This window comes from Planctomycetota bacterium (assembly GCA_026387035.1).
In the GTDB taxonomy this organism is placed as follows: domain Bacteria; phylum Planctomycetota; class Phycisphaerae; order FEN-1346; family FEN-1346; genus JAPLMM01.
Map to the genome: position 1 here is coordinate 1 of JAPLMM010000234.1, position 13,539 is coordinate 13,539.

Genomic DNA, 13,539 nt, shown 5'->3' on the forward strand with positions numbered 1-13,539 from the left:
GACTGGGTCGTCGCGAGCGTGCACAGCGTCTTCGAGATGGACGAGGCGAAGATGACGGAGCGGCTGCTGGCGGCCATCGGGTCGGGCGTTGTAGACTGCATTGGGCATCCGTTCGGCCGGCTCATCGGGAGCCGCGACCCCATTCGCTTCGACGTGGACCGCGTGTTCGAGGCGTGTCGCGAACACGCGGTGTGTCTGGAAATCAACTCGTACCCGGACCGGCTCGATTTGCCGGACATTTATTGCAAGCGCGCGAAGGAGGCGGGCGTTACGATGGTGATTTCGACGGACGCGCACAAGCCGGCCGACCTGGACCTGATGCCGTTCGGCGTGTCGGTGGCGCGGCGAGGGTGGCTGGAGAAGCGCGACGTGCTGAATACGTTGCCCGCCGCGGCGCTTCGTAAACGTTTCAAAGCGCGCCTTTAACGCTTAGCCGCGAGCCGGAGGCGAGCGCGGCCGTTGGCCGTTCAGAATGGAAGGCGACGTGATGACCAAGCACGAGGCCCGCAAGCGTGCGGACGCCCTTCGCCGCCAAATTGAGGACCACAACCGCCGCTATTACGTCCTCGACGACCCGCAAGTCTCCGACGCGGAGTACGACGACCTGGTGTCGGAACTGCGGGCCATTGAGGCCGAGCACCCGGACCTGGTGACGGCGGATTCGCCGACGCAGCGCGTGGGCGGCGAGCCGCGCGAAGGCTTCCAGCCCGTCCGCCACGAGACGCCCATGCGGAGCCTCCTTTCGGTCACCAGCGAGGAGGAGATGCACCGTTTCGTCGAGACCTGCCGCAAAGAACTCGGGCGTCCCGGCGTGCCGGGACTCGTTGCGGAGCCGAAGTACGACGGCGTCAGCGTCGAACTGGTGTACGAGAAGGGGCTTCTGGAATCGGCGAGCACGCGCGGCGACGGGACGACGGGCGAGGACATTACGCCCAACGTCCGCACCATCCGCGAGGTGCCGCTCAGGCTGCACGACAGGAAGACCAAGGCGCCGGAGCACCTGGTGGTGCGCGGCGAAGTGTACATGGAGAAGAAGGAGTTCGCGGAGTTCAATCGGCGGCAGGAAGAGGCGGAGCGCAAAACGTTCGCGAACCCGCGGAACGCGGCCGCGGGGAGCCTGAGGCAACTGGACCCGAAGGTGACGGCCGAGCGACCTTTGCGGATCTTTTTCTGGGAGATGACGCCCGCCTCCTCCTCGCGCCCGGAGACGCAGTGGGAGTGCCTCCAGATGATGCGGACGCTGGGCCTGAAGACGTGCCCCGAGTCGGCGCGGCTCCAGTCGGCCGACGAGGCGGTCCGCTGGCACCACAAACTGGAAGAGCGGCGCGACGGGTTGGCTTACGAGATCGACGGGTGCGTCTTCAAGGTGGATCGCCTCGCGGACCACGAGGTTCTGGGGGTTCGAGCGGCGAATCCGCGGTGGGCGGTGGCCTACAAGTTTGCCCCGCGCCAGAAAACGACGCGCATCGTCGACATCACCGCCCAGGTCGGCCGGACGGGGGCGATTACGCCCGTCGCGGTTCTCGAAGCGGTCGAGATCGGCGGCGTCACGGTCACCCACGTCAGCCTGCACAACCAGGACGAGATTGACCGCAAGGATATCCGCGTCGGCGACACGGTCCTGGTGGAAAGGGCGGGGGACGTCATCCCGCACGTCGTCCAGACAATCGCGGAGAAGCGGCCGCGCGGGACGAAGGCGTACCATTTGCCGAGAAAATGCCCCGTCTGCGGCGAAGCGGTCGTCAAGCCCGAAGGCGAGGCCATCACGCGATGCGCGAACGCGTCGTGCCCCGCGCAACTGAAGGAGCACGTGAAGCACTTCGGCTCGAAGCAGGCGCTCAACATTGACGGCCTCGGCGACAAGGTGGTGGATCAACTCGTGGACAGCCGGCTGGTGCGCGACGTCGCGGACCTTTATGACCTTACGGTGGAACAATTGGCGGACCTCGATCGGATGGCTGAGAAAAGCGCGGCGAACCTCGTCGAGGCGATCGCGGGAAGCAAGGGAGCCTCGCTGCCGCGCGTCATTTTCGGCCTGGGGATTCGGCACGTGGGGCGGGCGCTCGCCGAAACACTGGCCGCCGCGTTCGGGTATCTGGAGGCCCTCGCGAAGGCTGACACGGAGCGCCTCCTCGAGGTCGAAGACGTGGGGCCCGAGGTGGCCGCAAGCCTCGTCGAGTGGTTCGCAAGCAGCGCGAACCGCTCGCTCGTGGAGAAACTTCGGAGGCACGGCATTGACCCGAAGATGAAGAAGGCTGCGAGCGGCGGGGGGCGGCTTGCGGGCAAAACGGTCGTCGTCACGGGGGAACTCGCGAGCATGACCCGCGACGAGGCCCAGGACGCCATTCGCCGGGAAGGCGGCAAGGCGGCCGGCAGCGTCTCGAAAAGCACGGATTACCTGGTGGCCGGCGCGAGCCCAGGCTCGACGAAGATGCGTGCGGCCGAGAAGCACGGGACGCCGATTCTCGACGAAGAGGCGTTTCTGAGGCTGCTCGGGCGGCGGTAGGCGAGGCCGGGGCGAGGACCGGACCGCGGCGTTTCGGAAAAAGCGGTCGTGGAAAGAGCGGCACATCGCACCGTGTGGCCCAAGATATAGTGGCTGGCCGCCCGCCACTCCCATATATAGTATCCCGTCCAACCATGTCGTCGTTTTTCCAGTGACATTCCTACGCGGAGTGATACAATCGCGGGTTGCAGTGGAACAACTCCGGGGGTACACAGAACGGCATGTCCACAGGCGCTCTAAGTTCGGGTCTTCCGATCGCCCGGTTTTTCGGGATCACGATCCGGGTCCATTGGAGTTGGCTCCTGATCTTCTTCCTGCTGGCGTACAGTCTGGCGACGTATCTATTGCCGATGAGCGACATGGCGGGCGGGGGTCCGTGGTGGGAGGGCAACGAGAACCTGAACCGGTTCACCGCGTACCAGGCGAGACATCCCCACGCGAGCCGCGAAGAGATCGCCGGCGCGCTCGGCCTGCGTCTCTGGCCCGAGTGGCAGTACTGGGTGCTGGCGGCCGTCGGGACGGCGGGCCTGTTCGTGTGCGTTCTGGCGCACGAACTTGCGCACAGCGTGGTGGCGAAGGCGCACGGGATCGGGGTGGCGGGGATTACGCTGTTCGTTTTCGGCGGGGTGTCGCGTTTGCGGGACGAGGCGACGTCGCCCGGAGCGGAGTTCCGGGTCGCCGCCGTCGGACCCCTGATGAGCCTGGCGATCGGCGGGGTGTGCTGGATTCTGTACTTCGTGCTCGGCCGCGGGATTCCGGAGCAGGCGCGGGCGCTCGTCTTCTATTTCGCGTTCATCAACATCATGCTGGCGGTGTTCAATCTGTTGCCGGGGTTCCCCCTGGACGGGGGCCGGCTCTTGCGGGCCATCCTGTGGAAGGTTTACGGGAGCATTTATCGAGCGACGGCGATTGCGGCGACGTTCGGGAAAGTTCTCGGCGCGATCTTCATCGGCTGGGGCATCTTCGAGGTGGGGGTCACCTTCCTCGTGAGCGGGCAGTTCACGATCGGGCCGCTCTGGCTCGTCTTCATCGGCCTGTTCCTGCGGAACGCCGCCCAGGCGGGGTACCAGCAGATGGCCCTTCGGGAGGCGTTCGCCGGGATGACCGTCGGCGACATCCTCCAACCCGAGGTCATCACGGTGCCCCCCGACCTGACGCTGGACCGTCTGGTGGACGAGTATTTTTACCGGTACCGGTTCCGGAGTTTTCCGGTGCTGGAGGGCGGGCGTCTGGCGGGGATGGTGGGGCTGAAGGACCTTCAGGCGATTTCGCGGGCCGACTGGCCGGTGACGCACGTGCGGGACGCCATGCACCAGGTGCGGGAGGAGAACTTCGTGCACCCGGACGACGACCTGGTGAGTGTGTTCCGCAAGATGACGGACGCGGACAAGGGGCATCTGCCGGTGGCGCACGGCGGGCGGCTCGTGGGCATCGTCACGCGCCACGACATTATGAATCTGATCCAAATCAAGACGGACCTCGCCGAGGGAACCGCGGCGCGGCGGTGAGGGGCGAGGGATTTCGGAACGCAGCGGCATGGGACCGCGGGACGGGCACATGGCATCGGCGAACGAGCACGAGGCGGCGCTGTGGAAAGAGGCGGCCGAGGGGGCCGTCGACTGCTTCCTCTGCGCCCATCGGTGCCACATCGCGCCGGGGAATCGCGGCGTGTGCCGCGTCCGAGAGAACCAGGGAGGCCGGCTCGTGAGCCTGGCCTACGGGCGGGTCGTCGCCGCCCACGTGGACCCCATCGAAAAGAAGCCGCTCTTTCACTTTCTCCCGGGCTCCAAGGCGTACTCGATCGCGACCGTCGGGTGCAACTTTCAGTGCGGGTTCTGCCAGAACTGGCAGATCTCGCAGTGGCCTCGGAAGGAACCCGGCGCGATGCCGGGTGAACCGATGACGCCCGAGGAAGTCGTGGCGAACGCGAAAGGCTCCGGCTGCGAGTCGGTCTCATACACCTATACGGAACCGACAATGTTTTTCGAGTTCGCGCGCGACTGCGGCCGGCTGGCGAAGGCCGAGGGCCTCCGGAACACGTTCGTGACGAACGGCTACGCGACGGCGGAGGCGGTCGAGGCGATGGCCGGCTGGCTCGACGCCGCCAACGTGGACCTGAAGGCGTGGCAGGACGATTTCTACCGCCGCATCTGCAAGGCCCGCGTCGAGCCGGTCAAGGAAACGATCCGCCGCATGCGGGCCGCGGGGATTCACGTCGAGGTGACGACGCTCCTGGTGCCCGGACGCAACGACGACCCGGAGGATCTGAAGGCGCTCGCGGGGTTTCTTGCGGGCGTGTCGCCGGACCTGGTGTGGCACGTGTCGCGGTTTCATCCGGATTACGACATGCTGGACGCGCCGGCGACGCCGATCGAGACGATCCGGGAGGCGGTGGCGATCGGGCGGGCGGCGGGCCTGCGGTTCGTTTACGCGGGCAACGTGTCGGGCTGGGAGGACACGGTGTGCCCGGCCTGCGGGGCGACGGTGATCCGGCGGGCGGGGTTTGCGGTGACGCGACGAAACCTTCGCGGGGCGAGTTGCGGGGAGTGCGGCGAGCGGTTGCCGATCATCGTGGAGTGAAATTGTTTTGTCCCCTCTCCCTCGATGGGAGAGGGGCAGGGGTGAGGGTGAAGAGAGACATCTGTATCCCCCCTCACCCTACCCTCTCCCACAAGCGGAACGTCCCGCCGGGGGGGAGAGGGGTACAAAGGCATAAGGAGACTTTCGATGGCCAAGAAGCGAACGAAGGTGGGCTTCGTCGGTCTGGGTCTGATGGGGACGCCGATGGCCGAGTGCCTGCTGAAGGCGGGGTATCTGCTGACGGTCTGGAACCGGACGCCGGGGAAAATGGAGCCCCTCGCCGCCGCCGGCGCGAAGAAGGCCGTCTCGCCGGCCGCAGTCGCGAAAGGCGCCGATTTCGTCGTCGTCATGGTGGCGGACGACGGGGCGCTCGACAACGTGCTGTTTGACGAGGAAGGGCTGTCGCGCGGCATGAAGCGGTCCAGCCTGCTCATCAACTGTTCGACGACGAGTCCGGCGATGAGTTGGCGGGCGGCGACGGCCCTTCGGAGCCTCAAGGTCCACTACCTGGAGGCGCCGGTGATGTGGAGTGTGTCGGCGGCTCAGGAAGGCAAACTGCAGGTGCTCGTCGGCGGAAGCCGCAACGATTTCGCCCGGGCCAAACCTATCCTCGACGCGCTCGGCACGGTCCATTACGTGGGCGAGGTCGGCAAGGGCGCCACGATGAGGATCGCCTGCTCGGTGATGGTGGCGGCGATGATGCAGACCTTTGCGGAGGCGTTCGTGCTGGCGCGCAAGGCGGGCGTTCCGTTCGAGACGATGATGGAGATTCTGCACGCGGGGCCCGTCGAGTCGCCGCTCTATCGTATCGCCGAGCAGACGATCGTGAATGCCGGCGGCCGGCCCAACTTCTATCTGAAGCACATGGTGAAGGACCTGAATCTGGCAACGGACCTGGCGCGGCAGTTGGACGTGCCCCTGCCGCTGGCCTCCCAGGTCCGCCAGATGTTCACCATCGTGAAGAACCTCGGCAAAGGCAACGACGACTTCTCGTCCGTCCTGGAGGTGATGGCGGCGTGGTCGGGGGTGGCGCTGCGCGGCTGAGAGGGGGCGCTGCGGGTTACTTCGCGGCGCTCGCGGCGCGGTCGAGCAGGGTCTGCAGCGCGTCGAGGGCGCCTTGTTTCGGAGGGCGCCAGTCTTCGGGGAACGTTCGGCCGGCGGCCTCGGCCTTGGCCTTCAACTCGGCGCGGGTGCGGTCGCACTCGGCCTTGAGGTCGTCGTGGATTTTCCGGATTTCGTCCACGGAGTAGAAGGCGCCTTCCCATTCGCAGATGCCGTGCTTCAGACGCAACTCTTCGGAGGTCGCGCGCAGAGCGTCAGCAAGAGAAGAGGCGCGGCTGATGGCGGCGCCGGCTTGCGTGCTGGACTTGGCCTGCTTGTCGCGGATCGCCTGCAGTTCCACCAGGAGCGGGGTCTGATCGGACGCCTTGCGGGCGTCGAGGGCGGCCAGTTTGGCCTCGAGTTCCTTGACCTGCTGTTCGAGGCTGGACTTTTCCTTCCGGGCCTGGTCCTGGTACCGGCGGAAGGTTTCAAGGGTGCGCTTGTAGTTTTCCTCGATGGCGCGGTTCTCGGCCTCGACTCGGTCGCGCCGATTCTGCCATCCCTGCTGGGAGTCCGTATCGTGCGGCGGGCTCGGGACCCGGATCAACGCGGGCCTGGGGGGTTCGCGGGCCGTGAGGACGCGGTTGCAGACGGCGAGTTTCGCGCGGGCCTGGCCGAGTTCGGACCGCACCGGGCGGACCTCGGTCGTGTATTGCCCCTGGATCCGGTTGACTTGCTGCGTCAGGTCCGTCAGGCGCTGCAGGTTGGCGGCGCGCTCCTCGCCGACACGCCGCGCGTCCTCGCGTGCCACGATGTAGTCCCGAAAGAGGCTCTCGACGGGGACCGGCACGTTCTCGGACGGCACTTCTTTAGGGAGGGGGCGGGCGGCCTCTTCGGCGTCGGCGGCGCGCAGGGACATGGGACAAGCCAGACCAACGACCGCGATGAGGAGCACCGAACGCACGGACTGGGTTGGGAACATCGCATCCCCTTTCCTTGGCTTCGCCCGCGCGGGCGACCGCTCGCCACAGGGCGTCAGGTTCCGCGGCCGACCGCCGGGAAAAGCGGCAGCGGGCGCCGGCGGTTCATCGCGTTGCGGCCGCTTCCTTTTCCGCGCGCTCGATCAGGATCTTGAGGGCGTCGATCTTATCCTGCTGGGGGTGGCGCCAATCGTCCGGGAAACTTCGGCCGGCGAGGCGGGCGTCTTCCCGCAGTTGGTTGCGGACGCGATCGACCTCGCCTTGCGTTTCGGCGTAGAGAGCCCGCAGTTCGTCGAGCAGGTAGAACTTGCCGTCCCACGCTACGATCTGATGGCGGAAGAGGACGCTTTCCGGCGCCTCGCGCATCGCCTGTTCCATGGCCTGGGCCCGGACGAGGAGGGCGCGGGCCTGCCGGCCGAGCGACTGGATCTGGTCGTTGGTCTGGACGCGCTTCGCCAGCACCGGCGTCTGGGCGTCCTCGAGTTGCTTGTCGAGTTCGGCCAGTTGCTTCTGGCACTCGGCGACCTTGACCTGGGCCGCCTGGATGACCGAGTTTGCCTCGGCCTTGGTCTTCTGGTACTCGGCGAGGCGCTTGCTGTATTCCCGTTTCAACACGGTGTTTTGATCCCTGATGCGGCGGACCTCACGCTGCCAGTTGTCCGTGGCCTCGTTGTAGGAGTCGGAGGAAGACTGGACACGCCCGGGCTGGAGGGGCTCCCGCGCGTAGCGTGGCTCGGTCGGAGACTGAGCGCGGAGGGCCGCCTCCGCCTTGCGTCTGTCGGCGACGGCCTTGGCCATGTCCGTCCGAATCGGGCGTTTGCTGTTGTCGTTTTCGCCCCGCAGCGTGTAGATTTGCCGATTCAGGTCGTCCAGCGCGGACTGGGCTTTTTTGCCTTCCTCGATGAGTTTTTCCATCTCGGCTTGGACCTGGCGGCGGTTCTGGAAGAGTTCCGCGAGGGATATCCAGGCCTCGCCGTACTTCACCTCGCCCTTGGCGTAGTGTGGCGCGGCATCCTCCGAGGGGATGGCGTCCTCAGCCGCCTCGCCCAGGACGGCGTGCGGTAAGAGCGCGAGCGTGCACCCCGCCAGGACCGCCGCCAGGGGCCATCGAAGCCGATTGCTTTTCATTTCACTACCTCCCGCTAAACAAACGAACAACTCGGCTCTTTATTCTATACGATTTTCGCGGAAAAGGGGCGACGGAAATTTGCCGCCAAAAAGGGGACGGGAGTCTTTTGCCGGAACGGCCCTCTCGTGCTTCGTAGCGAAGTAGCACTCTCTTCTCCGCCCTGCGTAGCGGGCTACGCAGAGCAGGGTCGCTACTTCGCAGAGTAGCATCGGGTGCTCTGCACAAAAGACTCCCGTCCCCTTTTTGGCCCCCGACGGCGCCGAAAATCTCCTTGAACGGGCCGCCCCCCGCGGCGAGAGTAGGCCCCATGAGCGACGCACGAGGAGCAAGACCTCCGCGGCGAAGCGGTGGAGCGGCTGGCCCGCGAGCGGAAATTGGTTGATGGGGGCGACCGGATCCTTATAATCAGCGGTCAGTTCCCCGGCCGGCCCGGCGGGACGGACACGCTTCGCGTCCACACCGTGGCGGGTCCGAAGGGAAAGGACGCCTCATGAGACATCCGACGGTCCTGGTGCTGGGCGCGGTGCTCGCGTTGGCGGCCGCGGGGTGCGCGGAGCGGGTGCGGCTCGACAATCCGCTCCTCTTGCGCGGGGCCGATGCCGACATGACCGAGAACGTCGCTAGGCGCATCCTTCAGGACCTCCGGTTCGAGATCGAGTACCCCGAAGCCAGCAAAGGCCGCATCGCCACGCGCGGCCTGACGGGCGCCTCCTGGTTCGAGTTCTGGCGCGAGGACACCCTCGGCACCGACCAGCGCATCGAGTCGAGCCTGCACACGACGCGGCGGCGCGTCACGGTGGCGATCACGCCCGTGGCCTCCGGCTCCGAGGTCTTCGTCCAGGTGACGAAGGAGAGACTGACGGCCCCGAACCTGGGTCCGGAAAGCATCGGCCAGGCATACTCCCTGTATGATTTTCAGATCTCAAAAATGTACGAGCGGGATGAAATCGCCCCGACCCACTACAAGTGGCTGGACGTCGGCCGCGACGAACTCCTCGAACAGAACATCCTGGCGCGCCTCGAACGGCGCATCCAGCCGCTCGCCCCGAAGCCGTAGAGGCGTCCGAGGCCAACGGGGCCTGGAAAGACGGGCTTACCGTCCGAGGATTTTTCCTGGTTTCCCCTTGTCCATTCCCCTGCGGGGAGCGCATACTTGTCGGGTGCAATGTTTCGCCGGCGGCATGGCATGTTGGGGGACAGTTCGATGAACCGGTTCGGCGCTGAAACGCCCACAGGCATCCTTGGGTGGTTGGTGCGAAGCGCGCTGGTAGTGCTGCTTGCTGTGACCGGCGCCCTGGAAGTTGCCTGTACCCAAGAACCTATGGCCGAAGAGATTCTTTTCCAGGACTTTGCCGCCGAGAGGGCGCGTATTCAGATCCTGGCCCGGAGCGAGACCGCCGATGGGATAAGCGTCGCCGTGAAACTCGGTGACGTCAAGTTTCCCGACAACGACGTTCTTGAGACCACGAAGCGGGCGTCGTTTCCCCAATGGCTGAAATACGAGGACGAGTACGTTACGTTCTACTACCCGAAGTCCCCGCACATCCGGCTTGAGGCCCCGGCCACGACGGAGGCTTTTACCGTTGTGGGCGGAGCGATGGGGACTACGGAGAACACCTTTTTCCGTTGCTATCGGCTTGTGATCGGCGACGGCGTCCCGTATTGCACCATCCTGTTGGACCGCAAGGACCATTTCGACGACGGCACGTGTTTTTGCGGGGCCGTGGTGTACAAAAAGTACCTTTTCAGGGACGGCTCGCTGTGGCGCTTTTCTTTCCTCGAGGACGGCCAGGTCAAGAAGATCCAGGTTCTGCGCGGCGGCTTGCGGGCGGTTTTGTTCGAGTGGACCCACATGGCGATCCACCAGGATGTGTATGTGAAAATCGGCTTGGGCTTGACCATGAAGGGACAGGGGAGCGATGAGGCTGCTCAGTCGCGGCAGATCATGGAAAAGTATGGTTTCGGCGGTCGGCTGGGGTTCCTTGAAAGGGGAATGTCGGCGGACCAAGTCGAAGCCCTTCTCGGTCAGCCGGCGGAAAGGCGGCCCGACGCGTTGGTTTATGAACAAGTAGACGGGCGCCACGTGACGTCCTTTCGCATCCCATTGGAGGGAGGCGTTTTTTGTCACCTTCCGCCTGACTACATAATATCGAGCAAGATACTTCCGCCGGAGAAGGGGTCGTTGGACTGGATCGAGGAAAAGGCGGAATACGGCCGGGTGCTCAACAGTGCCAGAGTGTACGACCTTGGCCCACTTACAAAGGAGGACGCAGCCTACATCTTCGACCGCTTCATCGAACTCGCACCCGCGGCGACCAGTGAGGAATGGCGCGTGCTTTGTGGCGCGGTGTGCGACCTGAGCCGCAAAGGATACAAGGATGACCGGATTCCCCCGATCCTACGCAAACGATACCAGGAGAAGAATCTCGACCAGAAGTGGACCGAGTACGCCCTTTGCGAGTACGACCCGCAAGGCAGCCAGGTCCTCTTTATCCAAAGGGCGCAGTGGCTTCTTGAGGTGTTCAGCGCCCCGAAGTACGCCGAGGAGGCGGATCCCGATTATTTGACATCGCCCAATACGGCAAACTTCTCCCCACTCCTGCGTTTCTTGGACTCGAGCAACCCGCTGTATGCCGAGATTATCTTACGATGTATGGACCACCCGAATGACACCATTCGCAAATGCGGCATCGAGGCTTGCGGTGGCCTCCCTCTGAGCCAGGTCCTTCCGAGGTTGATCGCTGGTCTCTCCGACAGAAGCGTCGAGGTCCGGGCCGAGTGCGCAGCACAGTTCTGGTACTACGGTGCAAGCGAACACTTGCCCTTGCTGAAGGCCCGGCTGGCGCAAGAGCAGGACTCGGGCGTCCGAGAGTATTTGGAACAGGCGATCCAGAGACTCTCACCGGACGGTCCGGCCGGATTGCCGCCGCAGGAAGGACCGGGGCGGCCATGACTACGCCCGCCATGAAACAATTCAAGCGCATCAAGGCCAAGTACCCCGACGCCATCCTCTTTTTCCGCATGGGCGACTTCTACGAACTCTTCTACGAGGACGCCCGCGTCGCCTCCAAGGTCATGGGCGTCGCCCTCACGAGCCGCTCCAAGGGCGAAAACCCCATCCCGATGTGCGGCGTGCCGTACCACGCCGTCGATTCGTATCTCGCGAAAATGATCCGCGCGGGTTTCCGCGTTGCTATCTGCGAACAGTTGGAAGACCCCGCGACGGCCCAGGGGCTGATCCATCGCGACGTCGTCCGCCTCGTCACGCCGGGCACCCTGACCGACGACGCGCTCCTGGAGGACAAGGAGAACAATTTCCTCGCCGCCCTCCATCGGAGCGGCGACGGGGCCGGCTTGGCCTGGGTGGACCTTTCGACCGGCGGTTTCTGGGCGCGGGACCTGGAGCGCGAGGCCCTGCTGGACGAACTGGTGCGCCTCCGGCCGCGCGAAATTCTCGTCGCCGAGGGCCTGCCCGAGTCGGACCCGGACCTCGCGCAGGCAGTGCGCGAGACGTGCGGCGCGCTCGTGACGGAACGGTCGGGCTTCGTCTTCGACCGCGACGAGGCCCAGCGCCTGCTGACGGCCCACTTCGGCACCGAGTCGCTCGACGGGTTCGGCGTCGGGGACCTGTCGGCCGGCGTCTCCGCCGCCGGGGCCATCGTGGATTACCTCCAGGAGACGCAGCGGACGAGTCTCGGCCACATCCGCCGGCTCGAGCGCGTCCAATCCGGCCGCTGGCTCCACCTCGACGAGACGACGCAACGGAGCCTCGAACTCGTGGAGACCTTGCGCGAACGCCGACGAGAGTTCAGCCTCCTCTGGGTCCTCGACCGGACCGAGACCGCCGCCGGCGCCCGGATGCTGAGGCAATGGATCCAGTGTCCGCTGGCGGCCGGCGCCCAGGTTCGCGCGCGCCTCGACGCCGTCGGGGAACTCGTCGCGGGGAGGGAACTCAGGACCGCACTCGCCGCGCTCCTGGCGGAGACGAGCGACATTGAGCGGATCGTCGGACGCGTCGCCACCAACCGCGCCACGCCGCGTGACCTCCTGGCCCTCGGCGGGACGCTCGCCCAACTGCCGGCCGTCAAGGCCCGCCTGGCGGACCGCGAGAGCGAACTGCTCACCGAGATTGAGGCCGACCTTGATTTGCTGGGCGACGTCCGCGAGTGCCTCCAGGTTGCCATCGCCGAGGACTCGCCGGCGCGTGTGGCGGACGGCGGCGTCATCCGCCCCGGATACAGCGAGGAACTCGACCATCTGCGTTCGGTCGGCTCGTCGGGCGCGCGGTGGCTCGCACGGTTCCAGGCCGAAGAGATCCAACGCGCCGGCATCCCGACGCTCAAGGTCGGCTACAACAAGATTTTCGGCTACTACATCGAGGTCACGAACACGCGCCGGGACCGCGTCCCGGCGGACTACGTCCGCAAGCAGACGCTCAAGAACGCCGAGCGGTACATCACCCCCGCGCTGAAAGAGCACGAGGTGGAGGTCCTCTCGGCCGAGGAGAAGGCGCTGGCGCTGGAGGCGAGGCTGTTCGAGGAGGTGCGCGGGCGCGTGGCGGCCGAGATTCCGAGGCTTCAGCGCACCGCCGAGGCGCTCGCGCGCCTGGACGCCCTCGGGAGCCTCGCGCGCGTCGCGTCGGAGCGAGGCTACGTCAAGCCCGCCGTCCTCGACGAGCCCGTCGTCGAGATCGAGGACGGCCGCCACCCGGTTCTGGAGCAGGTGCTCGGCTCGGAGTTCGTGCCGAACGACGTCGCCCTCGGCGGCGAACATCCACGCATCGGAATCATCACGGGGCCGAACATGGCCGGAAAGTCCACCTACATCCGCCAGGTCGCGCTCCTGGTGCTCATGACCCACATGGGTTCGTGGGTGCCGGCGCGGCGGGCGGCCGTGGGCCTCGTGGACCGCATCTTCACGCGCGTCGGGGCGGCCGACGAACTGGCGCGCGGACGCAGCACCTTCATGGTGGAGATGACGGAGACGGCCAACATCCTGAACAACGCGACCGACAAGAGCCTCGTCATCCTGGACGAGGTCGGCCGCGGGACGAGCACGTTCGACGGCGTGGCGCTGGCGTGGGCCGCGACGGAACACATCGCCCGCCGCATCGCCTGCCGGACCCTCTTCGCCACCCATTACCACGAACTGACGGAACTGGCGGACGTCCTGGAGGGCGTCGCCAACTTCAACGTCGCCGTCCGCGAGTGGCAGGACCAGGTCGTCTTTCTCCACAAGATCGTCCCGGGCGGGACGGACAAGTCGTACGGCGTGCACGTGGCGCGTCTGGCCGGCGTGCCGCG

10 protein-coding genes are annotated in these 13,539 nt (G+C 65.9%); 8 read left to right on the top strand and 2 right to left on the bottom strand.

Translation table 11 applies throughout. From position 1 onward, the window contains the following. The 5 genes from NTX40_08670 to NTX40_08690 form a co-directional block, all read left to right on the top strand. Window positions 1–426 (top strand): hypothetical protein (locus NTX40_08670; protein ID MCX5649151.1); only part of this gene is annotated, 426 nt, incomplete at its 5' end. A 61-nt stretch (window positions 427–487) separates the two neighbouring features. After that, window positions 488–2,506: an NAD-dependent DNA ligase LigA gene (gene ligA / locus NTX40_08675; GenBank protein ID MCX5649152.1), complete on the top strand. Its 2,019-nt coding sequence runs from the start codon at window positions 488–490 to the stop codon at window positions 2,504–2,506. A 221-nt stretch (window positions 2,507–2,727) separates the two neighbouring features. Next, complete coding sequence (locus tag NTX40_08680) at window positions 2,728–4,014, top strand: site-2 protease family protein (protein ID MCX5649153.1); 1,287 nt, start codon at window positions 2,728–2,730, stop codon at window positions 4,012–4,014. 49 nt (window positions 4,015–4,063) lie between these two features. Next, entirely contained in the window at window positions 4,064–5,086 is a 1,023-nt protein-coding gene (amrS, locus tag NTX40_08685) for an AmmeMemoRadiSam system radical SAM enzyme (protein ID MCX5649154.1), read from the top strand. A 147-nt stretch (window positions 5,087–5,233) separates the two neighbouring features. Then, a complete protein-coding gene (locus tag NTX40_08690; GenBank protein MCX5649155.1) occupies window positions 5,234–6,130 on the top strand; it encodes an NAD(P)-dependent oxidoreductase in 897 nt (298 codons plus the stop codon). A gap of 16 nt (window positions 6,131–6,146) precedes the next feature. Here NTX40_08690 and NTX40_08695 read toward each other — a convergent pair whose 3' ends face one another. Together NTX40_08695 and NTX40_08700 are read right to left on the bottom strand one after the other, a co-directional pair. After that, entirely contained in the window at window positions 6,147–7,109 is a 963-nt protein-coding gene (locus NTX40_08695) for a hypothetical protein (GenBank protein ID MCX5649156.1), read from the bottom strand. A 103-nt stretch (window positions 7,110–7,212) separates the two neighbouring features. Continuing rightward, window positions 7,213–8,235, bottom strand: a complete 1,023-nt coding sequence (locus NTX40_08700) for a hypothetical protein (protein MCX5649157.1) — start codon at window positions 8,233–8,235, stop codon at window positions 7,213–7,215. Window positions 8,236–8,726: 491 nt separating this feature from the next. On the opposite strand from NTX40_08700, the gene NTX40_08705 reads away from it, so the two are divergent. The 3 genes from NTX40_08705 to mutS all read left to right on the top strand — a co-directional run. Then, window positions 8,727–9,293 (top strand): hypothetical protein, encoded by a 567-nt coding sequence (locus NTX40_08705; GenBank protein MCX5649158.1) that lies wholly within the window; start codon window positions 8,727–8,729, stop codon window positions 9,291–9,293. A 147-nt stretch (window positions 9,294–9,440) separates the two neighbouring features. Then, window positions 9,441–11,189: a HEAT repeat domain-containing protein gene (locus NTX40_08710; protein MCX5649159.1), complete on the top strand. Its 1,749-nt coding sequence runs from the start codon at window positions 9,441–9,443 to the stop codon at window positions 11,187–11,189. Continuing rightward, a partial coding sequence (mutS, locus tag NTX40_08715; protein ID MCX5649160.1) for a DNA mismatch repair protein MutS occupies window positions 11,186–13,539 on the top strand: 2,354 nt, incomplete at its 3' end. The genes NTX40_08710 and mutS, both read left to right, overlap by 4 nt.